Source organism: Pseudomonas batumici (genome assembly GCF_036585405.1).
Lineage (GTDB): Bacteria > Pseudomonadota > Gammaproteobacteria > Pseudomonadales > Pseudomonadaceae > Aquipseudomonas > Aquipseudomonas batumici.
Genome location: NZ_CP144470.1, coordinates 3,924,934 through 3,951,771, shown reverse-complemented (window position 1 = coordinate 3,951,771; position 26,838 = coordinate 3,924,934). Strand labels below are relative to the sequence as shown.

The 26,838-nt window shown below is 62.2% G+C and carries 23 protein-coding genes; 18 read left to right on the top strand and 5 right to left on the bottom strand.

The window, feature by feature from the left end:
* Positions 1–69: 69 nt before the first annotated feature.
* The 11 genes from tssE (at position 70) to NUH87_RS17755 (ending at position 15,961) form a co-directional block, all read left to right on the top strand.
* Positions 70–594 (top strand): type VI secretion system baseplate subunit TssE, encoded by a 525-nt coding sequence (tssE, locus tag NUH87_RS17805; protein WP_422393869.1) that lies wholly within the window; start codon positions 70–72, stop codon positions 592–594.
* Complete coding sequence (gene tssF / locus NUH87_RS17800; RefSeq protein WP_338522078.1) at positions 591–2,450, top strand: type VI secretion system baseplate subunit TssF; 1,860 nt, start codon at positions 591–593, stop codon at positions 2,448–2,450. Before tssE ends, tssF begins: the two co-directional genes overlap by 4 nt.
* A complete protein-coding gene (tssG, locus tag NUH87_RS17795; protein ID WP_338522077.1) occupies positions 2,414–3,466 on the top strand; it encodes a type VI secretion system baseplate subunit TssG in 1,053 nt (350 codons plus the stop codon). Before tssF ends, tssG begins: the two co-directional genes overlap by 37 nt.
* Positions 3,459–6,140, top strand: a complete 2,682-nt coding sequence (gene tssH, locus NUH87_RS17790; RefSeq protein ID WP_338522076.1) for a type VI secretion system ATPase TssH — start codon at positions 3,459–3,461, stop codon at positions 6,138–6,140. The genes tssG and tssH overlap by 8 nt, the downstream gene beginning before the upstream one ends.
* A 4-nt stretch (positions 6,141–6,144) precedes the next feature.
* Positions 6,145–8,076 carry a type VI secretion system tip protein VgrG gene (locus NUH87_RS17785; protein ID WP_338522075.1) on the top strand — a complete coding sequence of 644 codons (1,932 nt, stop codon included), beginning with the start codon at positions 6,145–6,147 and terminating at the stop codon, positions 8,074–8,076.
* Positions 8,077–8,091: 15 nt separating this feature from the next.
* Positions 8,092–8,526, top strand: a complete 435-nt coding sequence (locus tag NUH87_RS17780) for a DcrB-related protein (protein ID WP_338522074.1) — start codon at positions 8,092–8,094, stop codon at positions 8,524–8,526.
* 12 nt (positions 8,527–8,538) lie between these two features.
* The gene (locus NUH87_RS17775) at positions 8,539–12,930 is read left to right on the top strand and encodes an RHS repeat-associated core domain-containing protein (RefSeq protein WP_338522073.1); all 4,392 of its coding nucleotides are present in this window, start codon (positions 8,539–8,541) and stop codon (positions 12,928–12,930) included.
* A gap of 7 nt (positions 12,931–12,937) precedes the next feature.
* A complete protein-coding gene (locus NUH87_RS17770) occupies positions 12,938–13,807 on the top strand; it encodes an SEL1-like repeat protein (RefSeq protein WP_338522072.1) in 870 nt (289 codons plus the stop codon).
* 164 nt (positions 13,808–13,971) lie between these two features.
* On the top strand, positions 13,972–14,610 hold the full coding sequence (locus NUH87_RS17765; protein WP_338522071.1) for a DUF6707 family protein: 639 nt from the start codon (positions 13,972–13,974) through the stop codon (positions 14,608–14,610).
* A 93-nt stretch (positions 14,611–14,703) separates the two neighbouring features.
* Positions 14,704–15,177 carry an SMI1/KNR4 family protein gene (locus NUH87_RS17760; protein WP_338522070.1) on the top strand — a complete coding sequence of 158 codons (474 nt, stop codon included), beginning with the start codon at positions 14,704–14,706 and terminating at the stop codon, positions 15,175–15,177.
* Between the two features lie 358 nt (positions 15,178–15,535).
* Entirely contained in the window at positions 15,536–15,961 is a 426-nt protein-coding gene (locus NUH87_RS17755) for a hypothetical protein (protein WP_338522069.1), read from the top strand.
* 101 nt (positions 15,962–16,062) lie between these two features.
* Here the strand turns inward: NUH87_RS17755 and NUH87_RS17750 are convergent, their stop codons facing one another.
* Both NUH87_RS17750 and NUH87_RS17745 read right to left on the bottom strand, forming a co-directional pair.
* Entirely contained in the window at positions 16,063–16,536 is a 474-nt protein-coding gene (locus tag NUH87_RS17750) for a transcriptional regulator (protein WP_338522068.1), read from the bottom strand.
* Positions 16,537–16,591: 55 nt separating this feature from the next.
* Entirely contained in the window at positions 16,592–16,945 is a 354-nt protein-coding gene (locus NUH87_RS17745) for a type II toxin-antitoxin system HigB family toxin (protein WP_338522067.1), read from the bottom strand.
* A gap of 242 nt (positions 16,946–17,187) precedes the next feature.
* On the opposite strand from NUH87_RS17745, the gene NUH87_RS17740 reads away from it, so the two are divergent.
* The 5 genes from NUH87_RS17740 (at position 17,188) to NUH87_RS17720 (ending at position 23,177) form a co-directional block, all read left to right on the top strand.
* Positions 17,188–17,526, top strand: a complete 339-nt coding sequence (locus tag NUH87_RS17740) for a hypothetical protein (protein ID WP_338522066.1) — start codon at positions 17,188–17,190, stop codon at positions 17,524–17,526.
* A gap of 255 nt (positions 17,527–17,781) precedes the next feature.
* Complete coding sequence (locus NUH87_RS17735) at positions 17,782–22,221, top strand: RHS repeat-associated core domain-containing protein (RefSeq protein ID WP_338522065.1); 4,440 nt, start codon at positions 17,782–17,784, stop codon at positions 22,219–22,221.
* Positions 22,218–22,487: a hypothetical protein gene (locus tag NUH87_RS17730; RefSeq protein WP_338522064.1), complete on the top strand. Its 270-nt coding sequence runs from the start codon at positions 22,218–22,220 to the stop codon at positions 22,485–22,487. The genes NUH87_RS17735 and NUH87_RS17730 overlap by 4 nt, the downstream gene beginning before the upstream one ends.
* 57 nt (positions 22,488–22,544) lie before the next feature.
* A complete protein-coding gene (locus NUH87_RS17725) occupies positions 22,545–22,814 on the top strand; it encodes a hypothetical protein (RefSeq protein WP_338522063.1) in 270 nt (89 codons plus the stop codon).
* A gap of 81 nt (positions 22,815–22,895) precedes the next feature.
* On the top strand, positions 22,896–23,177 hold the full coding sequence (locus tag NUH87_RS17720) for a hypothetical protein (RefSeq protein ID WP_338522062.1): 282 nt from the start codon (positions 22,896–22,898) through the stop codon (positions 23,175–23,177).
* An 89-nt stretch (positions 23,178–23,266) separates the two neighbouring features.
* Here the strand turns inward: NUH87_RS17720 and NUH87_RS17715 are convergent, their stop codons facing one another.
* From NUH87_RS17715 to NUH87_RS17705, 3 genes are all read right to left on the bottom strand, one after another.
* Positions 23,267–23,542 carry an HU family DNA-binding protein gene (locus NUH87_RS17715; RefSeq protein WP_040071769.1) on the bottom strand — a complete coding sequence of 92 codons (276 nt, stop codon included), beginning with the start codon at positions 23,540–23,542 and terminating at the stop codon, positions 23,267–23,269.
* Between the two features lie 188 nt (positions 23,543–23,730).
* Positions 23,731–24,879, bottom strand: coding sequence for an NAD(P)/FAD-dependent oxidoreductase (locus NUH87_RS17710; RefSeq protein WP_338522061.1), 1,149 nt, complete (start codon positions 24,877–24,879; stop codon positions 23,731–23,733).
* 42 nt (positions 24,880–24,921) lie between these two features.
* On the bottom strand, positions 24,922–25,089 hold the full coding sequence (locus NUH87_RS17705) for a rubredoxin (RefSeq protein ID WP_040071771.1): 168 nt from the start codon (positions 25,087–25,089) through the stop codon (positions 24,922–24,924).
* A gap of 203 nt (positions 25,090–25,292) precedes the next feature.
* Between NUH87_RS17705 and NUH87_RS17700 the strand changes: the two genes are divergently transcribed.
* Positions 25,293–25,856, top strand: coding sequence for a chorismate--pyruvate lyase family protein (locus NUH87_RS17700; protein ID WP_338522060.1), 564 nt, complete (start codon positions 25,293–25,295; stop codon positions 25,854–25,856).
* Positions 25,856–26,746 (top strand): 4-hydroxybenzoate octaprenyltransferase, encoded by an 891-nt coding sequence (gene ubiA / locus NUH87_RS17695; protein ID WP_040071772.1) that lies wholly within the window; start codon positions 25,856–25,858, stop codon positions 26,744–26,746. Before NUH87_RS17700 ends, ubiA begins: the two co-directional genes overlap by 1 nt.
* The last annotated feature ends 92 nt before the right edge of the window (positions 26,747–26,838 follow it).

Sequence of the window (26,838 nt, the reverse complement as noted above, 5' to 3'; positions counted from 1 at the left end):
GGCCAAGCCTGCGTTTCCCGCCCAGCGGAGCTGCCACCCCGCAGCGCCCAGCCCCTGTGACGTTGCGCGATGAGCAACGTGCTGAGCGACCTCACCCTGCGCGAGCGCCTGCAACCGTCGCTGCTCGACCGGCTGACCGACGACGAGCCCGGCAACCTCCAGGAAGGCGGCGACAAACGCGTACTGTCCCTGAGCCAGCTCAAGGCCTCGGTACTGCGTGACCTGACCTGGCTGCTCAACAGCACCAGCCTGCTCGACGCCGACGCCACGCTGCACACCCCGGCCGGGACCTCGGTGGTCAACTACGGCCTGCCGGCGCTGGCGGGCAACAGTGCCTCGAGCATCGATGTCGCCGCCCTCGAAGGCCTGATCCACACCGCCATCACCACCTTCGAGCCGCGCATCCTCAGCCATACCCTGCGGGTCCGCGCCCAGGTCGCCCACGGCGAGATGAACCACAACGCCCTGAGCTTCGAGATCGAAGGCGATCTCTGGGCCCTGCCGGTGTCGTTGCCGCTACTGTTGCGCACCGACCTCGACCTGGAATCCGGCCATGTGCGCGTGGTGCCCGCCGAGCAACGGAGACGTTCATGAACCCGCGCCTGCTCGACCTGTACAACCAGGAACTGCAACACGTGCGCGAAAGCGCCGCCGAGTTCGCCAAGGAATACCCGAAGATCGCCGGCCGGCTGACGCTGTCCGGGCTCGACTGCGCCGACCCCTACGTCGAGCGCCTGCTGGAAGGTTTCGCCTACCTCACCGCCCGGGTGCAGCTCAAGCTCAATGCCGAGTACCCGACCTTCACCCACAACCTGCTGGAAATCGCCTACCCGCATTACCTGGCGCCAACGCCTTCGATGACCGTGGTCCAGCTGCAGACCGACCCGGACGAAGGCTCCCTGGCCGGCGGTTTCACCCTGCCCCGCGACAGCGTATTGCGCGCCACCCTGGGCAAGGACACCCAGACCTCCTGCGAATACCGCAGCGCCCATGCCGTGACGCTGTGGCCGTTGCAGGTCAGCCATGCGGAATACTTCGGCAACCCGTCGGCCGTGCTCGGCCGCCTGGCCGCCAGCGAACCGAAAGCCAAGGCCGGGCTGCGCCTGACCCTGCGCACCGGCGCCGAGTTGCCGTTCAACCAGCTCGACCTGGACAGCCTGCCGCTCTACCTCAACGGTGCCGACGAGCAGCCGTTTCGCCTGTATGAGCAACTGCTGGGCAATGCCTGCGCGGTGTTCGCCCGTGCCCCGGGCGGCGACTGGGTCGAGCGCCTGCCCGGCGACGCCCTGCGCGCCTGCGGTTTCGACGACCGCGAAGCGGCGATGCCGGTAGTGGCCCAGGCGTTCCAGGGCTATCGGCTGTTGCAGGAATACTTCGCCCTGCCCCAGCGCTACCTGTTCGTCGAATTCGCCGAACTGGGCCGCGCGGTCAAGCGCTGCGCCGGCCAGGAGCTGGAACTGATCGTGCTTTTCGAGCGCTTCGACCCGAGCCTGGAAAACAGCGTCGGCGCCGCGCAGTTCGTGCCCTTCTGCACCCCGGCGATCAACCTGTTCCCGCGCCGCGTGGACCGTATCCACCTGTCCGAGCGGGTCAACGAACACCACGTGATCGCCGACCGTACCCGGCCCATGGACTTCGAGATCCACTCGCTGACCGGCGTCACCGGCCACGGCACCGGGCCCGACCAGCCGTTCCTGCCGTTCTATGCCGTGCGCGATCCGTCGCGCTATGGCCGCGACCAGGCCTACTACACCCTGCGCCGCGAACCCCGGGTGCTGTCCAGCGAACAACGGCGCAAAGGCACCCGCTCGACCTATGTCGGCAGCGAAACCTTCATCAGCCTGGTGGACAGCCGGCAGGCGCCCTACCGCCACGACCTGCGCCAACTGGGCGTCAGCGCCCTGTGCACCAACCGCGACCTGCCGCTGTTCATGAACGTCGGCACCGGCAAGAGCGACTTCACCCTGGCTGACAGTGCGCCGGTCTCGGCGATCCGCTGTCTGGCCGGGCCCAGCCGGCCGCGGGCCAGCCATGCCCACGACAACCAGGCCTGGCGCCTGATCAGCCAGTTGTCGCTGAACTACCTGTCGTTGAGCGAAGCCGGCCAAGGCGCCGCCGCCCTGCGCGAACTGCTGCGCCTGTACGGCGAGAGCAACGATGCCGCCCTGCAATTGCAGATCGAGGGCCTGCGCGAGGTCAGCAGCAAACCCTGCACCCGGCGCTTGCCGATGCCCGGGCCGATCGTCTTCGGCCGTGGCCTGGAGATCACCCTGGAATTCGACGAAAACGCGTTTCGCGGCACCGGGGTGTTCCTCCTCGGCGCCGTGTTCGAACGCTTCCTGGCACGCTACGTGTCGATCAACAGTTTTACCGAGACGGTGATCCGTACCACCGAACGCGGCGAGATCATGCGATGGAAAGCCAAGCCCGGACGCCGTCCGACCCTGTGAGCACGCTCACGGCGATGCAGGCCGAGCCCTGGGAATACGATTTCTTCCAGGCCTTGCGGCGTATCGAGTGCGAATCGCCGCACCTGCCGCGCTTCGGCCATTCCCAGCGCCTGGCCGACGACCCGTTGCGCCTCGGTCAACAGCTCGACTGCGCCTTCGCCCCGGCCACCCTGGCCTCCATGACACCGGCCAGCGAAACCACGCCGGCGCGGCTGGAGCAGTTCTTCTTTGGTCTCGGCGGCCCCAACGGCCCGTTGCCGCTGCACCTGACCGAATACATGCGCGAACGCCAGCGCAACAACACCGACAGCACCAGCAAGCGCTTCCTCGATATCTTCCACCACCGCCTGCTGAGCCTGTTCTACCGGGCCTGGGCCGAAGCACGGCCGACCGTCAGCCACGACCGCCCGGACGACGACTACTGGTCCGCGCGACTGGCTGCCCTCAGCGGCCGAGGCATGCCCAGCCTGCTGAAACAGGGGCTGATTCCAGACACCGCCAAACTGCACTTCAGCGGCCACCTCGCCGCCCAGACCCGCTACCCGGATGGCCTGCGCGCCATCCTGGAAGAGTATTTCGGGCTGCCGGTGCAGATCGAGGAATACGTCGGCCAATGGCTGCACCTGCCGGAACGCAGCCGCCTCGGCGTCGGCGCGCACCAGTTGGGCGTCGACTTCTGCCTGGGCCGCCACGTCTGGGACCGCCAGCACAAATTCCGCATCCGCGTCGGCCCGCTCAAGCTGGCCGACTACATGGGCCTGTTGCCCGACGGCGAACCCTTCCGCCACCTGGTGGCCTGGGTCGCCGAATACCTGGGGCACGAACTGGACTGGGACCTGAACCTGGTCCTGGAACAGCCGCAAGTGCCCAAGCTGCAACTCAACGGCCAATTCCGCCTGGGTTTCAACACCTGGATCGGCCAACCCCAAGAAGATGCCAAGGACCTGATCCTGGCCCGGCACTACGCCGACCAGGTCACCTCGGCCCACCATTCAAGGAGCCCGGACCATGGGTGAAATCAGCCGCGCCGCGTTATTCGGCAAACTCAACAGCCTCGCCTACAAGGCCATCGAAGCCGCCACGGTGTTCTGCAAACTGCGGGGCAACCCCTATGTGGAACTGAGCCACTGGCTGCACCAGTTGCTGCAACTGCAGGACTCGGACCTGCACCGGCTGATCCGTCAGTTCGACATCGAACCGGCCCGCCTGGCCCGCGACCTGACCGAGGCCCTGGACCGCCTGCCGCGCGGCTCGACCTCGATCACCGACCTGTCGTCCCACGTCGAAGAAGCCGTGGAACGCGGCTGGGTCTACGGCAGCCTGATGTTCGGCGAAAGCCAGGTGCGCACCGGCTACCTGGTGCTCGGCATCCTCAAGACCCCGAGCCTGCGCCATGCCCTGCTGGCGCTGTCGCCTGCGTTCGACAAGATCAAGGTCGAGGCCCTGAGCGAGCGCTTCGCCGAGTACGTCGGCGATTCGCCGGAAAACCACCTCGGCGCCAGCGACGGTTTCAACGCCGGTGCGGTGCCGGGCGAAGCCAGCGGCGCCATGGCCCCCAGCGCCATGGGCAAGCAGGAAGCGCTCAAGCGTTTCACCGTGGACCTGACCGAGCAGGCCCGTAGCGGCAAGCTCGACCCCATCGTCGGGCGCGATGAAGAGATCCGCCAGTTGGTGGATATCCTCATGCGCCGGCGCCAGAACAACCCGATCCTCACTGGCGAGGCCGGTGTCGGCAAGACCGCCGTGGTCGAAGGCTTCGCCCTGCGCATCGTCGCCGGCGACGTGCCGCCGGCCTTGAAGGACGTCGAACTGCGCAGCCTCGACGTCGGCCTGTTGCAAGCCGGCGCGAGCATGAAGGGCGAGTTCGAACAGCGCCTGCGCCAGGTCATCGAAGACGTCCAGGCCTCGCCCAAGCCGATCATCCTGTTCATCGACGAAGCCCACACCCTGGTCGGTGCCGGTGGCGCCGCCGGTACCGGTGACGCGGCCAACCTGCTGAAACCGGCCCTGGCCCGCGGCACTCTGCGCACCGTGGCCGCCACCACCTGGGCCGAGTACAAGAAGCACATCGAGAAAGACCCGGCGCTGACCCGTCGTTTCCAGGTGGTGCAGGTGGCCGAACCGTCGGAAGACAAGGCCCTGCTGATGATGCGCGGCGTCGCCTCGACCATGGAAAAACACCACCAGGTGCAGATCCTCGACGAAGCGCTGGAGGCCTCGGTCAAGCTGTCGCACCGCTATATTCCGGCGCGCCAGTTGCCGGACAAATCCGTCAGCCTGCTGGACACCGCCTGCGCCCGGGTCGCCATCAGCCTGCACGCGGTGCCCGCGGAAGTGGACGACAGCCGGCGGCGCATCGAAGCGCTGGAAATCGAGTTGCAGATCATTGCCCGCGAGCATGCCATCGGCGTCGATACCGCCGTGCGCCGCAGCCACAGCGAGAACCTGCTGAGCACCGAGCGCGAGCGCCTGGCCGAACTGGAAACGCGCTGGACCGACGAGAAAGTCCTGGTGGACGAACTGCTCGCCACCCGCGCCGAGCTGCGCGAAAGTGCCGGCGTGGTGGACAGCGAGACCGACAGCGAACAGGGCCACGCACTGCGGGAAAAACTGGTAGATCTGCAGCAGCGCCTCAGCGCCCTGCAAGGCGAAAACCCGTTGATCCTGCCGACCGTGGACTACCAGGCGGTGGCCTCGGTGGTGGCCGACTGGACCGGTATTCCGGTGGGCCGCATGGCCCGCAATGAACTGGAAACCGTGCTCAACCTCGACCAGCACCTGCAAAAGCGCATCATCGGCCAGGACCATGCGCTGCGGATGATCGCCAAGCGCATCCAGACTTCCCGCGCCGGCCTCGACAACCCGAGCAAGCCGATCGGGGTGTTCATGCTTGCCGGTACCTCCGGCGTGGGCAAGACCGAAACCGCCCTGGCCCTGGCCGAAGCCATGTACGGCGGCGAACAGAACGTCATCACCATCAACATGAGCGAGTTCCAGGAGGCCCACACCGTCTCCACCCTCAAGGGCGCCCCGCCCGGCTATATCGGCTACGGCGAAGGTGGCGTGCTGACCGAAGCGGTACGGCGCAAGCCCTACAGCGTGGTGCTGCTGGACGAGGTGGAAAAGGCCCACCCGGACGTGCACGAGATCTTCTTCCAGGTGTTCGACAAGGGCGTGATGGAGGACGGTGAAGGCCGGGTGATCGACTTCAAGAACACCCTGATCCTGCTCACCACCAACGCCGGTACCGAGCTGATCTCGCACCTGTGCAAGGACGCCGGCAACGTGCCGGACCCGGAAGAGATCGCCAAGGCCCTGCGCCAGCCGCTGCTGGAGATTTTCCCGCCGGCGCTGCTGGGGCGCCTGGTGACCATTCCGTATTACCCGCTGAGCGACACCATGCTCAAGGCGATCACCCGCTTGCAGCTGGGCCGGATCAAGAAGCGCGTGGAAAGCACCCACAAGGTGGCGTTCGATTTCGACGACGAGGTCGTCGACCTGATCGTTTCGCGTTGCACCGAGACCGAAAGCGGAGGGCGGATGATCGACACCATCCTGACCAACAGCCTGCTGCCGGACATGAGTCGCGAGTTCCTCACCCGCATGCTCGAAGGCAAGGCGCTGGCGGGGGTACGAATCAGCGAGCGGGATAACGAATTGCACTACCAGTTCAGCGACGCGAGCGCCTGAGCCGATGCTATTCACACAAGCCACCCGCCTGGCCCAGATCAACAGCCCCCTCGGGCCGGATGTCCTGTTGCTCAAGGACTTCGGTGGCGGCGAGGAGCTGGGGCGGCTGTTCGACTACGAATTGCACCTGACTTCCAACGACGGCGCCCTGGACCTCAACCAGTTGCTGGGCAAGCCCATGAGCCTGTCGCTGCAGGTCCAGGGCGGTCTGCGTTACTTCCACGGCATCGTCGCGCGCTGCAGCCAGAACGTCAGCCAGGGCCAGTTCGCCAGCTATTCGGTGACCCTGCGGCCCTGGCTGTGGCTGCTGACCCGCACCTCCGACTGCCGGATCTTCCAGCACCAGAGCATCCCGCAGATCATCAAGCAGGTGTTCCGCGACCTGGGCTTCTCCGACTTCGAAGACGCCCTCAGCCAACCCTACCGCGAGTGGGAATACTGCGTTCAGTACCGTGAAAGCAGCTTCGACTTCGTCAGCCGGCTGATGGAACAGGAAGGCATCTACTACTACTTCCGCCACGAAAAGGACCGCCACGTGCTGGTCCTGGCCGACGCCTACGGCGCCCACCAAAGCGCCCCGGGCTACGAGTCGTTGCCGTATTACCCGCCGGATGGCCAGCATCGCGAGCGCGATCACCTCAACGGCTGGCACCTGGCCCAGGAAGTCCAGCCCGGCTCCCTGGAACTCAACGACTACGACTTCCAGCGCCCCAGCGCGCGGATCGACGTGCGCTCGGCCATGCCGCGCCCGCACACCGCCGGCGACTATCCGCTGTACGACTACCCCGGCACCTACGTGCAGAGCCAGGACGGCGAGCACTACGCCCGCACCCGCATCGAAGCCATCCAGAGCCTGCATGAACGGGTCGAGCTCAACGGCAACGCCCGGGGCCTGGGCTCCGGGCATCTGTTCAGCCTCACCGGCTTCGGCCGCCAGGACCAGAACCGCGAATACCTGATTGTCGGCGCGCGTTACTACATCGCCCAGGAAAGCCTGGAAACCGGCGGCGCCTCGCCCGGTACGCAGTTCGAAAGCAGCCTCAGTTGCATCGACGCGCAACAGAGCTTCCGCCCGCTGGCGAATACCTCGCGCCCTACCGTCAAGGGCCCGCAGACCGCCGTGGTGGTGGGCCCGGCCGGCGAGGAAATCTGGACCGACCAGTTCGGCCGGGTCAAGGTGCACTTCCACTGGGACCGCCACGACCAGTCCAACGAAAACAGCTCCTGCTGGATTCGCGTGTCGCAGGCCTGGGCCGGCAAGAACTGGGGTTCGATGCAGATCCCGCGGATCGGCCAGGAAGTCATCGTCAGCTTCCTCGAAGGCGACCCCGACCGGCCGATCATCACCGGCCGGGTCTACAACGCCGAACAGACGGTGCCCTACGACCTGCCCGCCAATGCGACCCAGAGCGGCATGAAAAGCCGGTCGAGCAAGGGCGGTACGCCGGCCAACTTCAACGAAATCCGCATGGAAGACAAGAAAGGCGCCGAGCAGCTGTACATCCATGCCGAGCGCAACCAGGACATCGTGGTCGAGGTCGACGAAAGCCATTCGGTGGGCCACGACCGCAACAAGAGCATCGGGCACGACGAGACGGTGACCATCGGCTCGGTGCGCCTGCGCGCGGTCAAGGACGACGACATCCTGGTGGTGGGCCGCAAGAAGACCGACAGCATCAGCCAGAGCTACGTCATCGAGGTCGGTGAAAACCTGCGCCTGGTCTGTGGTGAAAGCGTGCTGGAGTTGAACGCCAGCGGGCAGATCAACCTGAGCGGCGTGCAGATCAGCTTCCATGCCTCGGGCGATGCCGAGTTCAACACCGGCGGCACCCTGCACCTGAACAACGGCGGCGGCCCCGGCGCATCGCCTGAAGGCCAAGGTGTCAAAGGCAGCATCGACGCCAGCGTCGAGGCGATGTTCCCCAAGCCCAAATAACGAGACCCGCGAGCCATGACTTACCGCCTCAATGAATTCCAGTTCGCCCTGCCCGAGAGCGAGCTGCTGGACGCCTCGATCAATATCCTCAAGTTCCCGGAGCTGGGGACCTCGCTGATCGTCAGCCGCAGCCAGTTGGCCGACGGCGAAACCCTGCAAAGCAACTTCGACGCCCAGCTCAAGCGCCTGGAACAGCAGGTCCAGGAACTGCGCTACCAGCCGGGCCAGGCCGTGCGCCTGGGGGCCGATCAATCGGTGGACGGCATCGAACTGCGCAGCCAGTTCAGCAAGGGCGCGGAGAAGGTCTTCCAGTACCAGCTCGCGCTGGTGTTGCCGGGCACCCGCAAGATGCTCGCCCTGAGCTACGTCAAGGCCGACAAGCTGGGGGATGCCGAGGCCGCGCATTGGGCGACGATCAAGCAGTCCCTGCAATTCGACCGGGTGTCGTGACGGGCGCGATGCATGTCTGACGCACTGTGGGCCGCCCGACTGGGCGATGGACTGTCCCATACCTCGATGATGGCCGATATTCTCGGCGGTGTGCTCGAGGTCGCGGCCAACGTGGCAATCACCGCACTGGCCACCGCCGCCGTGGTCGCCGCCACCGGGATCACGGTCGCCACTGGCGGGCTTGGCGCCTGTGTGCTGGGCGCGGTGGTCGGGGTGATCGTCGGTGTGGCGATGAGCAAGACCGGCGCCGACAAGGGCCTGAGCAAGATGTGCGAGGACATCGGCAACGCCCTTTTTCCGCCTACGGTGCAGGCCAATATCCTCAGCGGCTCCACCAACACCCTGATCAACTCGATTCCCGCCGCCCGCGCTGCCGGCGCGGTGCCGTCCCATGTCGCCCCGGCGGGTACACCTGAGAGCGAAGGCGAAAAAGCTGCGGAGCCGGGCTTCCTGGATATGGCCAAGGGCTTTTTCTCGCAGATGTGGCGGCCCACGGTGGCGACCCCGGCCCCTGGTGCGGTGCCCAAGCCGCTGGACCTGGTGACCTGCACGAAGCACCCACCAATGCCGCCGCAGTTTCTCGCCGAAGGTTCGAAAAAGGTCAGCATCAATGGCCAGCCCGCCGTGCGCAGTGGCGACCGCAGTACCTGTGACGCCAGCGTGGTTTCGGCCGGGCTGATCTCGCCCAATGTCACCATCGGCGGCGGTTCGGTGGTGGTGCGCGAGATTCGCAGCGGCAAGACACCCGGCGTCGGCCTGGCGATCACCGCGCTGCTGATGCTCAAGGGCAGCAAGGGCAAGTTCCTCAGCAACCTGCCGTGCATGTTGCTCGCCGGGGTCAACTCCTTCGTCACCAGCCAGGCCATCGGTGCGCTGACCAACGCCATCGCCGGCTCGCCGAACCCGGTGCATGCCGCGACGGGCGCCAAGGTGCTGGGCGGCGAGGAAGAGTTGGACTTTGTCCTGCCCGGCATCCTGCCCATCGACTGGCAACGCTTCTACAACAGCCGCGATGAGCGTCGCGACAGCCTGCTCGGCACGGGTTGGAGCCTGCCTTATGAAATCGGCGTGCGCATCGAAGTGCATCCCGAAGGCGGCGAACGGCTGATCTATACCGACGAACAGGCGCGGCGTATCGACATGGGCTCGATACCCTTGGGCGGCGCGGTGTTCAGTCCGGGAGAAGGTCTGGCGGTGCGGCGCAACGGCAACGGACAACTGCTGATCGAGAGCGATGACGGTTTGTATCGCCTGTTCGAACCGACCCTGGCCGATCCTTCGAACCTGCGTCTGAGCCAGTTGGGCGACCGCAACGACAACCGGATCTATCTCGACTACGACGAGTCGGGGCGACTGATCCAACTGCGCGACACCTTCGACCTGGTGCAGGTGGCGCTGATCTACAGCACCCAGTGGCCCAGGCGGGTCAGCCAGATCGAACGCCTGTACCCCGATCAACAGCGCGAGGTGCTGGTCAGCTACGACTACGACAACGGCGGCGACCTGACCGAAGTGCGCGACAGCCTGGGCCAGGTGCAACGGCGTTTCGCCTACGATAACGGGCGGCGGATGGTCGAGCACCATCTGCCCACCGGGTTGCGCTGTTTCTATCAATGGGCGCTGGTCGAGAACCTTGAATGGCGGGTGGTTCGGCACTGGACCGATGACGGCGACGAATATCTCTTCGACTATGACCTGAAGGCCGGCATCACCCGTGTCACCGACGGATTGAAGCGTGTGAGCAACCGTCGTTGGAACCCGCAGCAGCAGATCACCGAATACACCGACAACCTCGGCCACACCTGGCAATTCGAGTGGAACGACGAGCGCCAGTTGCTCGGCGCCACCGATCCCCAGGGTGGGCAGCATCAATTCAGCTACGACGATGCCGGCAACCTCAGTGCCACTGTCGATCCTCTGGGGCGTAGCGAGTCGACCCTCTGGCTGGAGCACTGGTCGTTGCCGCTGGTGGAAACCGACGCGGCGGGCAACAGCTGGCAATACCGCTACGACCCACGCGGCAACTGCACCCACGAAACCGATCCGCTGGGGCAGGTCACCCAATACCGCTTCGATCCCCAGGGCCAGGTGGTGGAGATCATCGACGCCACGGGCAAAAGCAAAACCTTGCAGTGGAACGACCTCGGGCAGTTGATTCGCCATGTCGACTGCTCGGGATCGCCGACCACCTTCAGCTACGACCGGCTCGGCCACCTGCAGGCCGTCACCGATGCCCTCGGCGAGCGCGTGACCTACCAGCACGATGCCCAGGGTCGCCTGTTGCAGAGCCAGTTGCCGGACGGTCGCGTCGAACAGTACCTGCGTGACAGCAGCGGCCAGCTGACCGGTTATGTCGATCCGGCCGGGCACAGCACCGCCTATCAGTACGACCGTCGCGGCCAGGTGCGCCAACGCATCGACGCCCATGGGCGGCAGGTGCAGTTCGGCTATGACGCCTACGGGCGTTTGCAGGCGCTGACCAATGAAAACGGCGAGAGTTACCGCTTTGCCTGGGATGCCAATGATCGGCTGACCCGGCAGCAGGATCTGGATGGCAGCGCCCGGCAGTACGCCTATGACATGCTGGATAACGCCACCCGCGTGGAATACGTTCCGGCACCGTTCGGCAGTGGCCTGGCGCTGGTTCCATCCGCACCGGTGGCACCCATCGTTCATCAGTTGGAGCGCGATGCGGTGGGACGCCTGATCGCCAAGGTCACCGACGATGGCTGTACCGAGTACCGCTACGACGCGCTGGATCAACTGACGGCGGTCACCTTTACCGATAACGACGGTAACGAACAGAAACTGGAGTTCGCCTATGACGCGCTGGGCCAACTGCTGGAAGAACAGAGCGCGGCGGGTAGCTTGCAGCATCACTACGATGAACTGGGCAATCTGCTCCAGACGCAGCTACCGGATGGGCGTTGGCTCAATCGGCTGTACTACGGCAGCGGCCATCTGCACCAGATCAATCTGGACGGCCGGGTCATCAGCGACTTCGAGCGCGACCGCCTGCACCGCGAGGTGTTGCGCACCCAGGGTCAGCTCAGCACTCGCAGCGAGTACGACCGGGTTGGACGCCTGCGCTCACGCTTGCGCCGCCCGTCCAACCAGCCGTCAGCACTGCCTGCACCGGCACAGAAGCATTTCGACTACGACCCCAGCGACAACCTGATCGGCTGCCTCGACCGCCAGCCACGCGGCGACCAGCGCCAATTGCTGCACTACGATGCCACGGGGCGAATCATCGCCAGCCAGGACAGCGTGCAGGGCCAAAGCGAAACCTTCACCTACGACGCCGCCGCCAACCTGCTGGACGGCCCGCAAGCCGGTGCCGGATTGGTGGTGCACAACAAGCTGCTGACCTATCAGGACAAGCGTTATCGCTACGATGGGTTTGGGCGGATGATCGAGAAGCGCAGTGGCACCCATCGGGTGCAACGCTTTGCCTATGACGCCGAACACCGCTTGATCGAGGTGCGCAACCAGGACGGTGCGCGGGAAACGGTTGTGTGCATGAGCTACGACCCGTTGGGGCGGCGTATCGGCAAGAGCGAACACGACAACCACGGCTATCCGTTGGGCGAAACACGCTTTACCTGGGATGGTTTGCGCCTGTTGCAGGAACACAAGAACACTCAGACCAGCCTCTACGTATACGAAGGCGACGGTTACGAACCGCTGGCGCGGGTCGATGGCATCGGCGCCTTGCAGAAAGTCCGCTACTACCACAACGACCTGAACGGCCTGCCCGAGCAACTGACGGAGGCGGATGGCGCCACGATATGGCAAGCCCGCTATCGAGTCTGGGGCAACACCCTGGAGGAAATACGCGAACCGTATTACATCGAGGAACAGAACCTGCGGTTCCAGGGTCAGTACCTCGACCGGGAGATTGGGCTGCACTACAACACGTTCCGGTTCTATGATCCGGATGTGGGGCGATTTACCACGCCGGATCCGATCGGGTTGGATGGGGAACTCAACCTCTACCAATACGCGCCGAACCCGATTGCGTGGATAGATCCATGGGGATGGAAAACCTGTGGGGCCGCAAACGGAAACTCCAGACAAAATAACAAAACGAATCACGTCTACGTCATCCGCAACAAAACGACGGGGCAGGTTTACAAGTACGGTATCAGCGGTGGGAAAATTTCTAGAACTGGGAAGTCCTACCGAGCTGAATCGCAGGTGCGCAAACTCAACAAGCGCCCCGGCTCTGATCAATACGAGTCCGCCATCATCCGAAAAAATGTAACAAGATCCAAGGCACTGAAAGTTGAGCAAGGTAGAGTCAATGGTTACTCGGTAGCCGCTCAGAGAGCCGGTCAAACGCCTTCGTTTCCAAAGGTTGGGATTAATCCAGTGGGCAACGCATTGCCAAACGCAACGAGATAGAATTCTGATGAGCAAATATCTATTGACACTCGAAATCGCCTCCCCTACGGAGCGCCTCCAAGCTCACAGCATTCGAGAGGCAGCCGTACTCTATGTTTATCTCCTTGCTACCAAGTGCAAGCTGCCTGCCGGCGGCATTGCCAAGATAATTCTTCAGCAAGCGCCAGTCGAAGCAGAGCAAACGCTCATGGATGTTTGCACCTACTCTCATCCATTCATCCACCTCGATAACCTACCTGAGGATGCTACGGATAGCGCCATTCGCCAGTCGTTAATCGAGGACATTAACGAAGCGCTTTTGTCGCTGGCTGCGCTCAAAGGCTGGGAAACGGACCCGATAGATAAGCTCTACGCTGAAATCATCAAGCGTGACTATCGGTTCTCAGGCACTGCGGGACGCTCACAAAAAAACCCATCCAAATCGCTCACCGCAACGGCTGCCTGGCGCACGGATCAATACATCAACATCGGCATTTTGGTGCAGGGCTCCAAAAACACGCCTGATGCATTTTTTACAGTCACGCGAATCGGCATCTCGCTGGGTCTTTTTGAGTCGCTGCTAGGTCCTGTTGAATGGGTGAACGATCAAACCGTTCGGCTATTCCAAGTAAACAAACGCGATTATTGGGAGATTGATACAGCCTCCCAAACGGTGGAATTTCACTTTCCCCGAGCCGAGTCCGGTGAAGCCCACGGTCAATATGACTTGGCGAAAATGTATATCGATGGATGGATAGTCGAGCAGGATTTTGAACAAGCCAGGCGGTGGCTGGAACGCTCAGCCGCTCAAGGATTTTCCCGCGCAGTGAAGCTCTTGCAGCGGATGAGTGAGGGCGATGAGAACCTTGCCGACCCGGTGATGAACAGCAAGAAATAAACCAGGGACCTAGCTTCAGGTGCCCTCTGCGCTTGACCTGAGATTAATGATGCTTGAAACATATTCTCAGTAATCCTCCATGCAACGCACAGATGGAAGGGTGCCGAATCTATTGAGATTTTCAGAAAATATATTCGCACCTATTTTGAAAGGGATTCAAAAAATTGAAAAATCATCTAATCCAGCGCCTGAATCTGAGCGACATTCTAGACATTCTCTCTCAAGGCGGCAGCCCCGTGGCGACGTACCTCGAGAAAATCCCTTCAAAATTCACCAAAAGCAGCAAATTGCGCCTGGAAGCTTTCTCCAAGCTGGCTTACGTTTTGTACATCACCAAAGAGAAAGAGTTGGCCAAATTCATCGTCAGCCGACTCGCCGAAGTTCCCTTTGAAAACAATTATGACTATTGGGAATGGGTTGAAAGTGCTTTAGTGCTCAAGGGGCTGCTGGCCAAGGAAAGCAACGAGACTTCAGCATACGACAGCGCGCAGGCGAGCATACTAGAAGCATTGAACAGCGGTAACGAACTGCAACTAAAAGTCAAACTCAGCGTGCATAAACGCTTTTTGGAAGGCGAAACGCTGGACGATGAGAAGATACGATTCTACGCGAATAAAGGTGATGCCATTGCAGAGTGCAATGAGCGGATCATATTGCTGATGACACTGCTCAAGTTAAAATTCTTTGGTACAGAGGTCTCCTACCCTGTTGAAAAAATAGAGCACGAAATTACAACACAATCAGACCTGATAAACAGCCTCATTTCGACAGTCGGACTGTTCAAAATCACACCATTCAAGTGATTTGTCGCCCTTATGCACCAGCTTTCCTAAAAAGGCTGGCCAATAAGATGTCTAAATCTAAATTTTGGTGCTGCCCATGAACGGAGATTAACGATGATCGAAAACACATTCTCGAATGACGAGGCAGCCATTAGCCCGGCGGATCTCGACCATCTGGAGTCCGTAATCAGGAAGAAGTTGCCCGCTCCCTTTCGAGACCACTACCTCAGGTACAACGGTGGCGTTCCGGAGCAGACCTATTGGCTTAGTGACGCTTTTGACGAGCCCTTGGAGGTTGCTGCCTTCAAGCCCCTTGCAAATGCGTCCTCCACCCTACTCTCTACTTATCAATCCATGGTGAAGAAGCAAGTTGTTCCTGCGTATCTGCTTCCTTTCGCTAACGACTGGGGTGGCAACTTCTTTTGCCTGAATCTTGACTCAGGAGCGATCAGCTATTTCACGACTGACAGCTTTGATAGCGATCTTAGCCCTGGCGAGAATCAGGTCAGGGCCGAAAAACCGGTCTGTTCGAACTTTACCCGCTTCGTTCAGGGGTTGATCGACGAAGAAAGTCTGGACGAAGAATAGGCCATTTCATCGCCCAACACTCATCACGCCAGCGTCTCTCCAAAAGACGAAATATCCTTCCAAGAAATCCAATATTTCCCACGTGCTTCAGACGTGGGAGAATATTGTGTGCGCCCGCAGCGAGGACTAGAGTTTGGCTGTCGCTGCAAATTCAGCGATACGGGTTTCGCAGCCCGATGGTGAATAGGCGCACAGCGCCGCGAAAGCGGTATTTTTGTGCTCGCGTTATGGCGAGCTGTGCGCAGGAGGCTTAGCCCTGCCGGTTCCTATTCACCGGTCTGCGAACCTGCGTGCAGTTCGCCACCCTTGTGTCGCAGCGAGAGTGGATGAATCCCTTATCTTGAATAGGAGAGTCTCCATGACTAGTAAGAAGATCACCCCCGATCCGCCGACCGCTCACAAAATTCCCAGCACCGCAGATAAAGAGACGTATCTGCGTAGAATCCCGAATGGTCCTTTAGACAAAGCAGAATCGCCCTCTCCAGACACACCTCGACTGCTCGACACCCTCGCCTTCACTTCCCCCAAACCCGTCATCCCCGAAGATCCCTGCAAACCCACGCTGTTTGCCATCCAGCCGGGCATCAATGCCCAGGATGCACTGACCTACGTGTCACGATTGCTCGAAACAGCGGAACTCAATGGCGACGAAATCAGCCTGCATACCAATCCCGTGGAACGCGCGCTGTTCTGGGGCATGCTGCATTCGGTGGAAGTCGCTCGGGCGGTGGTGGATGCGTTGCTGGAGGGGTCGTCTTCGTCTAATCCCGCGTCGCCTTCATAGGTCTCCCAAGCGGTAAGCCCCCCTACCCGCGTCCTATGAAAATCCCGGTAACGATCAGCTTGTCGTTTTCAGCGCGTTATCGGGATAACGCTTCGCTCAAACTAAACAACACCCTGCATAAAAAATTCAGCGGGAACCTTGAAAAACTCGGAAAACTTTTTTACCTGCGCAACGGTCATCTTTCTTTTGTCGTTCAAGATTTCGGACACAGCACTTTGAGTCGCAATAGCAGAAAGATCCTTTTGCTTCACCCCTCTTTCATCCATCAGGAATGCCAACGCTTGCGACTGGGTGGCGTAAGGAATCAAAACCGTTTCAGTCTCATAGTCATACACACGATCAGCCACTAATTCGGCAAAACGTGCAGCCGCGTGATCTTCGCTGTCCGCATGTGAGTAAAGCTCGTCAATCAACGCCATTCGATCTTTAAGATCGCTTTCATCCTTGATTTTCTCACGGCATGCGGACAACAACCGAGCCAGGGTCGCTACCTGGTCATTCAGGCTTTCAAGCATTGGGGAAATATTGGCTATGAAAATATCAAAGTCTGTTGGGCTGACCTTATTACGTTTCATTTCATCACCTGCTATCGCACTCTGCAAGACTGTAGAAGCCCGTTTCGAAACTCGTTTACTTGACTTCACTCTGCCACCACTTGTCATAGCTGGCATGTGGCAAAATATCCTTTATGAAAATGCTGCCATTTTTCGTATTGATCCAAGAAATAACTCGACACTCATTTTTCTTGATATCAAAGATATAGATATCCAATGGGCCCTTTTTACTGCTGCCCTTGAGCTTCGAGTGAGGAATTCGATCGACATTCCACCCTGATGCGCTTGCCCAGACCTCTCGAAATTGCTCAAAGGACTCGTAGCGCAGGCTTGGCCGATCAAACGTCGTGAGCCACAGACTCAAAGGGGCTCGCCACTGGCTGTATGTGTTCATCGCTTGTGTCACCGCTGCTTTTGCTATCACTCGCATGGTTGTTGACCTTCAGCATAGATGAAAAATATCTCAAATCCAGATATTTGTCAAAATCCAAGCCGTCATCCTAAGCGATCGACACCTCATGCGGACCCATCGGAAAAACAATGAAACGCTCTGGCCCAGAGTGCTACCACCAAGCCAGTCGTCGCTCACCATCCCCCATCAAAAGCACCATCCCCACCGTGGTCTATCCTTCAGGCGTCACTAGAGCCGGACCTCGACACAGGAGACAGCGAATGGATGCACGAGAAAGAGCGTTGATGCGGGCCAGCGTGGCCTTGGGGCTGCTGATCAGCACCCTGAAGAAGCACGATCTGGAAGCCCCCCTTTCCCTGGACGATCCACATTTCAAGGAGCTGATCACCCACCTGCGGGACAATTTGCTGGAGGCTCAGGCAGACGAGAGCGTGTCCACTGTCATGGCATCGATCAACAAGGCTTTCACCGATGGTGTGCGGCTCAATGCCCGCAGCGTGGGTAGCTTGCTGACGGCACTGAAGAAGGTCGATGGACTGCTCAAGGAGGCCGGCGAGCAGCACGCACCGTTGCAGCTGGCGCAGGTGAGCGTGGGCTGAAATACAGCCCCTGTAGGAGCCGGCTTGCTGGCGATGGCAGCCGGATAGGCGATGCAAGACTCTCGGGCCTCATCGCCAGCAAGCCGGCTCCTACAGGGTTCGATGCCTTGATTGAGGGCGTGCGCCCGCTATTTGCTCGACAACTGTGATCCACCCCCACAATCACAGTAGGAATAATTTCCTGCCAACATCAGATCATTCATACTCTGCCCCGCTCTTGACCTGATGATGGACCACCTGTCTTGATGACCTCCCATGTCTGACCCGCTCTGGGCTGCCCGCCTGGGCGACGCGTTGTCCCATACCTCGATGATGGCCGATATTCTCGGCGGTGTGCTCGAGGTCGCGGCCAACGTGGCAATCACCGCACTGGCCACCGCTGCCGTGGTCGCCGCCACCGGCATCACCGTCGCCACCGGCGGGCTCGGGGCCTGCGTACTGGGCGCAGTGATCGGGGTGGTCGTCGGCGTCGCCATGAGCAAGACCGGCGCCGACAAGGGCCTGAGCAAGATGTGCGAGGGCATCGGCAACGCCCTCTTTCCGCCCACAGTGCAGGCCAATATCCTCAGCGGCTCCACCAACACCCTGATCAACTCGATTCCCGCCGCCCGCGCTGCCGGTGCCGTACCGTCCCATGTCGAAGCCGCCGGCACGCCGGACAGCGAGCCGCCCCAGGAAGCCAGCTACCTGGATATCGCCAAGGGCTTCTTTGCCCAGATGTGGCGACCCACGGTGGCAACGCCCGCCCCCGGCGCCGTGCCCAAGCCGCTGGACCTGGTGACCTGCACCAAGCATCCGCCGATGCCGCAGCAGTTTCTCGCCGAAGGGTCGAAAAAGGTCAGCATCAACGGCCAACCCGCCGTGCGCAGTGGCGACCGCAGTACCTGCGATGCCACCGTCGTGTCCTCCGGACTGATCTCGCCCAACGTCACCATCGGCGGCGGCTCGGTGGTGGTGCGCGAGATCCGCAGCGGCAAGACACCCGGCGTCGGCCTGGCCGTCACCGCGCTGCTGATGCTCAAGGGCAGCAAGGGCAAGTTCTTCAGCAACCTACCGTGCATGCTGCTGGCCGGAGTCAACTCCTTCGTCACCAGCCAGGCCATCGGCGCCCTGACCAACGCCATCGCCGGCTCACCGAACCCGGTGCACGCCGCCACCGGCGCCAAGGTGCTCGGTGGCCTGGACGATCAGGACTTCGCCCTGCCGGGACTGCTGCGCCTGGATTGGCAACGCTTCTACAACAGCCGCGATGAGCGGCGCGACAGCTTGCTCGGCGCGGGCTGGAGCGTGCCCTATGAAGTCAGCGTGCGCATCGAAGCACACCCCGAGGGCGGCGAACGGCTGATCTACACCGACGAACAGGCCCGACGTATCGACATGGGCTCGATCCCCCTGGGCGGCGCGGTGTTCAGTGCCGGTGAAGGCTTGAGTGTCCGCCGGCATGGCAATGGTCAGTTATTGATCGAAAGCGACGACGGCCTCTATCGACTCTTCGAGGCCCTTTCCGGCGAGCTCAACCACTTGCGCCTGACGCAACTGGGCGACCGCAACGACAACCGGATCTACCTCGACTACGACGAGTCAGGACGGCTGGCGCGGCTGCGCGACACCTTCGATCTTGTACAGGCACAACTGATCTACAGCACCCAATGGCCCCGGCGGGTCAGCCGGATCGAGCGCCTGTACCCGGATCGCTCGAACGAGTTGCTGGTCAGCTACACCTACGACCTGCGCGGCGACCTGGCGCAAGTGCTGGATTCCACCGGCCATGTGCAACGGCGCTTCGCCTACGACGACGGGCAGCGTCTGGTGGAGCACCAGCTGTCCGTCGGCCTGCGCTGCTTCTACCAGTGGGCACAGGTCGACGGTCGCGAATGGCGGGTGGTGCGCCACTGGACCGACGAGGGCGATGAATATACCTTCGACTACGATCTCGACGCCGGGACCACCCGCATCACCGACAACCTCAAGCGCAGCAGTCTCCGACGTTGGAGCCCGCAACACCAGATCACCGAGTACACCGACAACCTCGGCCAGACCTGGCAGTTCCAGTGGAACGACGAACGCCAGTTGCTCGGTGCCACCGATCCCCAGGGCGGCCAGTACCAGTTCAGCTATGACGAAGCCGGTAACCTGTGTAGCACCCAGGACCCGCTGGGTCGTAGCGAATCGACCCTGTGGCTGGAACACTGGGCCTTGCCGCTGGTGGAAACCGACGCAGCGGGTAACAGCTGGCAGTTCCGCTATGACAGCCGTGGCAACTGCATCCAGGAAACCAACCCGCTGGGGCACGTCACCCGTTATCGAGTCGATGCCCAGGGCCAGACCGTCGAGATCATCGATACCAGCGGCAAAAGCAAGACGCTGCACTGGAGTCCCCTCGGCCAGTTGCTCGAACATGTCGACTGCTCCGGCTACCCGACGCGCCTGAACTACGACGAGCGCGGCCTGTTGCGGACGGTCATCGACGCCCTGGGCGAACGCACGCAGTACGACTACGACCCCCAGGGCCGCCTGCTGGGCAGCCACCTGCCGGACGGTCGCACGCATCAGTACCAGCGCAATGCCGACGGCCAGTTGATCGGTTACACCGACCCGGCCGGACAGACCGTCGCCTACCGCTACGATCGGCGCGGCCAGGTGCGCCAGCGTATCGACGCCGGCGGTCGGCAGGTGCAGTTCAGCTACGACGCCTATGGACGCCTGCAGGCGCTGACCAATGAAAACGGCGAAAGCTATCGCTTCGCCTGGGATGCCGGCGACCGCCTGGTCGAGCAGCAGGACCTGGACGGCAGCGGCCGCCGTTACACCTACAACGCCCGGAACGACGTCACCCGCGTCGACACCCTGCCCGCACCCCATGGCAGCGGCCTGGCGCTGGTCCCCACAGCGCCGGTCGAACCGATTGTCCACCACCTGGAACGCGATGCCGCCGGACGCCTGACAGCGAAAATCACCGACGACGGCCGCACCGAGTACCGCTACGACGCGCTGGATCAACTGACGGCGGTCACCTTTACTGACAACGACGGCAATGCACAGGGCTTGGGCTTCGCCTACGACGCCCTTGGCCAGTTGCTCGAGGAACAGAGCGCGGCGGGCAGCCTGCGGCATCACTACGACGAACTGGGCAACCTGATCCAGACCCAGTTGCCCGATGACCGTTGGCTCAATCGGCTGTACTACGGCAGCGGCCATCTGCATCAGATCAATCTCGACGGCCGGGTCATCAGCGACTTCGAGCGCGACCGCCTGCACCGCGAGGTGCTGCGTACCCAGGGCCAGATCGGCACCCGCAGCGAGTACGACCGCGCCGGACGCCTGCGCTCGCGCCTGCGCCGTCCCCTCAGCCAGCCTTCGGCGCTGCCCGCCTCGGTGCAACAGCATTTCGACTACGACCCCGCCGATCACCTGCTCGGCCGCCTCGACCAACAGCCGGGGGGCACCCATCGGCAGCTGATGCACCACGACGCCAGCGGTCGCATCGTCGCCAGCCAGGACAGCGTCCAGGGCCAGAACGAGACCTTCGCCTACGACGCCGCCGCCAACCTGCTGGACGGCCCCCAGGGCGGCCGCGTGCTGCACAACAAGCTGCTGACCTACCAGGACAAGCGCTACCGCTACGACGCCTTCGGCCGGATGATCGAGAAGCGCAGCGGTAGCCACCGGGTCCAGCGCTTCGCCTACGATGCCGAGCACCGCCTGATCGAGGTGCACAACCAGGACGGTGCACGGGAAACCGTCGTGCGCATGCGCTACGACCCGCTGGGCCGACGCATCGCCAAGACCGAGCACGACAGCCACGGTTACCCCTTGGGTGAAACCCACTTCACCTGGGACGGTTTGCGCCTGCTGCAGGAACATCGGCACAGCCTGAGCAGCCTCTACCTCTACGCCGACGACGGCCACGAACCGCTGGCCCGGGTCGACGGCAGCGGCGCCTTGCAGAAAGTCCGCTATTACCACAACGACCTGAGCGGCCTACCTGAACAACTGACGGAAAGCGACGGCCATGTGGTCTGGCAGGCCCGCTACCGGATCTGGGGCAATACCGTCAGCGAAACCCGCGAGCCGTATTACCTGGAAGAGCAGAACCTGCGCTTCCAGGGACAATACCTGGACCGGGAAACCGGCCTGCACTACAACACCTTCCGGTTTTACGACCCGGATATCGGGCGCTTCACCACCCCCGACCCGATCGGCCTGGCCGGTGGCATCAACCTGTATGCCTATGCACCGAGCCCGCTGACGTGGGTCGACCCCCTGGGGCTAAGCTGTGGTCCTTCGGGTAAAATGCCGATTACCCGTAACTCCGCACGCAAACTGTTGAGAAGCCGGGGACTGAACAAGAAAATCCAGCGTGAAACCGTCGACAGCTTCCAGGGGCAGATCTACGCCACCCGAGGCAAGAAAGGCGAGGTGTTCACCATCACCGAGCACAAACCCGGTACCGCTTCGCAAATCTATGTCACCCGTGGCTCGGCGGGCGCGACGGCCGCGGACAGACGCGCGAACCTGGCACTGCCCAACAGCAACAGCGCGACACACGAAGGCCAGGTCGCCCTCACCCGCGACCAGGTCCTGCTCGAAGGCCGAGTGGCGCCACAACCGCAATGGGGCGATGACAAGGTCGGTGGCGGATGGCAAGTGGTCACTGCCGGCGGGCGATATTCAGGAGCAACGGAACGGCTATGAACCTCAAAGAATGCAACGACACCCTCTGCGATCTGCTGAAACGCTCGGGTTATGAAGACGAGGCCGACGAGATCCAGGCCCTGGTAGACATCGTGCTGGACCCAGCTAGCAGTGACAGTCAGCGCAACGAAGCGATCAAGAACCTGACGATGCGCTGCCATCCCAAATGGCTGGGAGACTTTTTCATCGACGGCATGACCTATCCGCAATGGACCGATCTCATTACTCACTTCGAGAAACTGCTCAGTCGCCAGAGACGCCCATGACGGCGGCACCAGACTCACTCGAGCCCGCCCCGCGCGCGCCTTAGGAGTCCCCTGGTAATGTCGTTGAGCACTTTATTGACCGCATTGGACACGCTGATCGCGCAATTGCAGAAGAGCCGCAACGAGTCCGCCCAGTTTTTCATCGACAAGGCTGCTGAACTCAAGGCAGCCAGCGCCGGCAGCGGCGATGCTCGCGAGGCCCTGAAACGGCTTTCGACCTGCCGGGCCATGGCGCAATACGGCAACTTTTCCTACACCGAGGAGAATCTGCTGGAAGCGGTGGTCGACGCGGCAGCCGATTGCCTGGCAGCCCTGCCGAAACCTTGAATCGCCAGCATGAACTTCAAAGAATGTAACAACACCCTCTGCGACTTCGAGAAACCGCTTGTTCACCAGAAGTGCCTGACGATGCAAAAGTTAGAAGAAGATTACCCCGGCGATACCGGTTGGCAGGCGCTGGTGGCGCTCTACGAGGAGGACTATCTCGATGACCAGGCGCGGCAACTGGCCGCTGTCATGAACGAACATCTGGACATGGCCGTGATCCTCTATGGCAAGAGAGGTCTCGACGAAGGTTTGTGGTGGCTCGAACAACAGGTCCCGGCGCTGGATGATCTGAAACCCATGGAGTGTCTGCACGACCCTATCCTGATTCGGCGTCTGCGCACCGTGCTGATGCGCATGCCTTGAATCACCGACATGAAAAATGGGCACCCGATCCCATCGGCGTGCCCATTTTTCTACAGCCCTCCCCTTGCTCCGGGAGTCGTACCTGACGCTTACGGGTTGACGCTGTCTTTGAGCGACTTACCCGGTTTGAAGGCGACGGTATTGCTGGCCTTGATCTTCACCGGCTCGCCGGTTTGCGGGTTCTTGCCGGTACGGGCACCGCGATGACGCTGCAGGAAGGTGCCGAAACCCACCAGGGTGACGCTGTCTTTGCGGTGCAGCGCGCCGGTGATTTCTTCGAGGACGGCATTGAGCACGCGGCTGGCCTGTTCTTTCGTGAGGTCCGCTTTTTCAGCAATTGCAGCGGCGAGTTCTGGTTTACGCATAATGAAGCCTCTTTGACGGTTTTTTGTTGTTATGTCCGTGCTGTTCTTCCGGAACAGCGCCCAAAGCGCCGCAGGCTCTACTCTGCGGCAGACGGGAGTGAGGATGGCACGAGGCAAGGTCCCGCGCCAGTCTCGTGACGACCTTTGTAAGGGCAAGAACAGGGTGTTTACGACAGAAGGACCGCTATTTACGCCAGCAACGGCGGAAGCTCCTTGTTCAGGGCCAGTTTTTCCATCACCGCGGCCCCAGTCAGGGCATAGCCCAGCAGCCGACCGCTGGTATCGCGGCACAGGGCCTTGATGTCGGTGCCCTGGCCTTCGACCGTCCAGACCCCTTCGTGGCCACGGGGCGGCGGCGACACCACCAGCGGGCATACCGGTGTCTTCACCGTGATCGGCATGGCGCCATAGCTCACGGCGGTGGCGTTACCGGCCAGGGTCTGGGCCAAGGCCCGGGCGCAATTCATCAGCGGCATGACGTACAGCAGGTTCAAGCCATCGACCTCGGCGCAATCGCCCAGGGCGTAGATATTGGCGTGGGAGGTTTTCAGGTGGCGATCGACCACCACCCCCCGATTGACCTGCAAGCCGGCCGCCGCCGCCAGATCGACGCGCGGGCGCAGGCCGATGGCCGAGACCACCACGTCGCAGGCCAGGGTGGCGCCGTCCGACAGGTGCGCCTCCAGGTGCTCGCCGCTGCGTTGCAGGCGGGTCAGCACCGGGCCAAGGTGGAAACGCGCACCGAGGCTTTCCAGGCCCGCTTGCACCGCGGCCGCTGCCGCCGGGTGCAGCAGCGTCGGCATGACTTGCTCGCAGGGGGCCACGAGGTCCACCTGGTAGCCGCCGAGGATCAGGTCATTGGCGAATTCACAACCGATCAATCCGGCGCCCAGCAGCAGGACGCGCTGCTTGCCCGCCGCCGCCGCACGGAAGCGCGCGTAGTCTTCCAGGTCGTTGATCGGGAAAATCGCCTCGGGGGCATCGCCTTCCACCGGCACCCGCACGGTTTCCGCGCCCCAGGCCAGGACCAGGTCGCGGTAGTTCACCGCTTCCTCGCCAATCCACAGGCGCTTGTGGCCCGGGTCGATACCGCTGATGCGGGTGTGGGTGCGGATCTCGGCCTTGAGCTGCTCGGCCATGGCCCCGGGCTCGGCCATGCTCAGGCCGTCGGCGTCCTTGTTCTTGCCAAAGCCGGTGGACAGCATGGGCTTGGAGTAGGAACGCCCGTCATCGGCGGTAATCAGCAGCAGCGGGGTTTCGCTGTCGAGCTTGCGACACTCCCGGGCCAGGTTGTAACCGGCAAGCCCCGTACCGACGATCACGACAGGTGCACTCATTCCTTTCTCCAGATCCATTGATTCTGTTTAAAAATTGATCAATCAGCCGATTTCGATCATTTCGAAATCCATTTTGCCGACGCCACAGTCCGGGCACAGCCAGTCTGCGGGGACGTCTTCCCACTTGGTCCCGGCGGCGATGCCGTCATCCGGCCAACCGTCCTTCTCGTCATAGATCAGCCCGCAGACCACACATTGCCACTTCTTCATCTCGTTACTTCCTCGGTTCCCAGGCGTATGACGGCACGGACAGTCGATGGGTACGGCGTTGCCGTCCGGCTCAGGGCGTTTTGTACTGATCGAAGCCCGCCGATGCAAGCACGATCGACAGCGTTGATAAGCCGAGCGCTCTAAACGGCCGGACGGCCTGTGATAAGCTCGGCGCCTCACTGGCTGCCAATCAACTGCCCATCGTGCCGCACAAAGCCCCCGTTCCGGCGTCTCCCGCCTGGCTCACGCAGAGCCGGCTGAGCGCCCCGCAAGACGCGCAAACCCTAGACTGGTTATTCGACGAGGGGTCTCTCACCCGTCGTCTGACAGCACTTTCCGATAACTCTTTCAGTGTCACGCCGCTGTTCGAAGGCTGGCAACCGCTGCGCGACGACGAGTGCGCCGCGCTGGAGCTGCCGGCGGCCAGCCTGGGTTGGGTGCGCGAGGTGTATCTGCGCGGTCACGGTCAGCCCTGGGTGTTCGCCCGCAGCGTCGCGGCGCAGAGTGCCTTGCGCGAGGGCGGCCTTAATATGGATGAGCTGGGCAGTCGTTCACTGGGCGAACTGCTGTTCTGCGACCAGGCGTTCGAGCGCCAGGCCATCGAGGTCTGCCAGTACCCCGCGCCCTGGCTGCCGCCGGAGCACCGCGCCGACGACCTCTGGGGTCGCCGTTCACGCTTCAATCGCGGGCCGCTGAGCCTGCTGGTGGCGGAGATTTTCCTGCCGAGCCTGTGGCACGCCGTCAATGCCTGTGCGGAGAACCCTTGATGTACCTGAACCTGCTCAAATCCATGAACCGCCTGCACCCACGGGCCTGGGACTTTCTCCAGCTGACCCGCATGGACAAGCCCATCGGCATCTACCTGCTGTTGTGGCCGACCCTGAGCGCGCTGTGGATCGCGGCCAAGGGCGTACCGTCGCTGGGCAACCTGCTGATCTTCACCCTCGGCGTGATCCTGACCCGCGCCGGCGGCTGCGCGATCAACGACTTCGCCGACCGCAAGGTCGACGGCCACGTCAAGCGCACCGAGCAACGGCCCCTGGCGGCCGGGCGGATCAGCGGCAAGGAAGCCCTGGTGGTGTTCGCGCTGCTGATGGGAATCGCCTTCCTGCTGGTGCTGTGCACCAACGCGACCACCGTGTGGCTGTCCTTCGGCGCCCTGGCGGTGGCAGCCTGCTACCCGTTCATGAAGCGCTACACCTATTACCCGCAGGTGGTGCTGGGCGCGGCGTATTCCTGGGGCATCCTGATGGCCTTCACCGCCGAGACCGGCAGCCTGCCCGCCACGGCCTGGTTGCTGTATATCGCCAACCTGATGTGGACGGTGGCGTTCGACACCTACTACGCCATGACCGACCGCGAGGACGACCTGAAGATCGGCGTGAAATCCACCGCCATTCTGTTCGGCGAGGCGGATCGGGTGATTATCCTGACCTTGCAGGGCCTGATGCTCGGCTGCCTGCTGCTGGCCGGGGCGCGGTTCGAACTGGGGGGCTGGTTCCATGTCGGCCTTTTAGCGGCCGCAGCCTGTTTTGTCTGGGAGTTCTGGGTCACCCGGGGCAAGGACCCGCAGCTCTGCTTCAAGATGTTCCTGCACAACCACTGGGCGGGGTTGGCGATTTTCCTGGGGATCGTGCTGGATTACGCGGTGCGCTGACCAACCGCAGCCAACGACAACGCGCTACACCAGACAACCCCGAAACCTGTGGGAGCCGGCTTGCCGGCGATGAGGGCCTTGGGCCTTGCATC

What these genes read in the sequence shown, in the direction of transcription:
- NUH87_RS17780 (WP_338522074.1), top strand. Translation starts at nt 8,092, where the DNA reads ATGACTTACCGCCTCAATGAATTCCAGTTCGCCCTGCCCGAGAGCGAG.
- NUH87_RS17770 (WP_338522072.1), top strand. Translation starts at nt 12,938, where the DNA reads ATGAGCAAATATCTATTGACACTCGAAATCGCCTCCCCTACGGAGCGC.
- NUH87_RS17710 (WP_338522061.1), bottom strand. Translation starts at nt 24,879, where the DNA reads ATGAGTGCACCTGTCGTGATCGTCGGTACGGGGCTTGCCGGTTACAAC.
- NUH87_RS17745 (WP_338522067.1), bottom strand. Translation starts at nt 16,945, where the DNA reads ATGCGAGTGATAGCAAAAGCAGCGGTGACACAAGCGATGAACACATAC.
- NUH87_RS17755 (WP_338522069.1), top strand. Translation starts at nt 15,536, where the DNA reads ATGACTAGTAAGAAGATCACCCCCGATCCGCCGACCGCTCACAAAATT.
- NUH87_RS17720 (WP_338522062.1), top strand. Translation starts at nt 22,896, where the DNA reads ATGCAAAAGTTAGAAGAAGATTACCCCGGCGATACCGGTTGGCAGGCG.
- tssG (WP_338522077.1), top strand. Translation starts at nt 2,414, where the DNA reads ATGGAAAGCCAAGCCCGGACGCCGTCCGACCCTGTGAGCACGCTCACG.
- ubiA (WP_040071772.1), top strand. Translation starts at nt 25,856, where the DNA reads ATGTACCTGAACCTGCTCAAATCCATGAACCGCCTGCACCCACGGGCC.
- NUH87_RS17740 (WP_338522066.1), top strand. Translation starts at nt 17,188, where the DNA reads ATGGATGCACGAGAAAGAGCGTTGATGCGGGCCAGCGTGGCCTTGGGG.
- NUH87_RS17750 (WP_338522068.1), bottom strand. Translation starts at nt 16,536, where the DNA reads ATGAAACGTAATAAGGTCAGCCCAACAGACTTTGATATTTTCATAGCC.
- tssF (WP_338522078.1), top strand. Translation starts at nt 591, where the DNA reads ATGAACCCGCGCCTGCTCGACCTGTACAACCAGGAACTGCAACACGTG.
- NUH87_RS17705 (WP_040071771.1), bottom strand. Translation starts at nt 25,089, where the DNA reads ATGAAGAAGTGGCAATGTGTGGTCTGCGGGCTGATCTATGACGAGAAG.
- NUH87_RS17735 (WP_338522065.1), top strand. Translation starts at nt 17,782, where the DNA reads ATGTCTGACCCGCTCTGGGCTGCCCGCCTGGGCGACGCGTTGTCCCAT.
- tssH (WP_338522076.1), top strand. Translation starts at nt 3,459, where the DNA reads ATGGGTGAAATCAGCCGCGCCGCGTTATTCGGCAAACTCAACAGCCTC.
- NUH87_RS17715 (WP_040071769.1), bottom strand. Translation starts at nt 23,542, where the DNA reads ATGCGTAAACCAGAACTCGCCGCTGCAATTGCTGAAAAAGCGGACCTC.
- NUH87_RS17760 (WP_338522070.1), top strand. Translation starts at nt 14,704, where the DNA reads ATGATCGAAAACACATTCTCGAATGACGAGGCAGCCATTAGCCCGGCG.
- NUH87_RS17730 (WP_338522064.1), top strand. Translation starts at nt 22,218, where the DNA reads ATGAACCTCAAAGAATGCAACGACACCCTCTGCGATCTGCTGAAACGC.
- NUH87_RS17785 (WP_338522075.1), top strand. Translation starts at nt 6,145, where the DNA reads ATGCTATTCACACAAGCCACCCGCCTGGCCCAGATCAACAGCCCCCTC.
- NUH87_RS17725 (WP_338522063.1), top strand. Translation starts at nt 22,545, where the DNA reads ATGTCGTTGAGCACTTTATTGACCGCATTGGACACGCTGATCGCGCAA.
- tssE (WP_422393869.1), top strand. Translation starts at nt 70, where the DNA reads ATGAGCAACGTGCTGAGCGACCTCACCCTGCGCGAGCGCCTGCAACCG.
- NUH87_RS17775 (WP_338522073.1), top strand. Translation starts at nt 8,539, where the DNA reads ATGTCTGACGCACTGTGGGCCGCCCGACTGGGCGATGGACTGTCCCAT.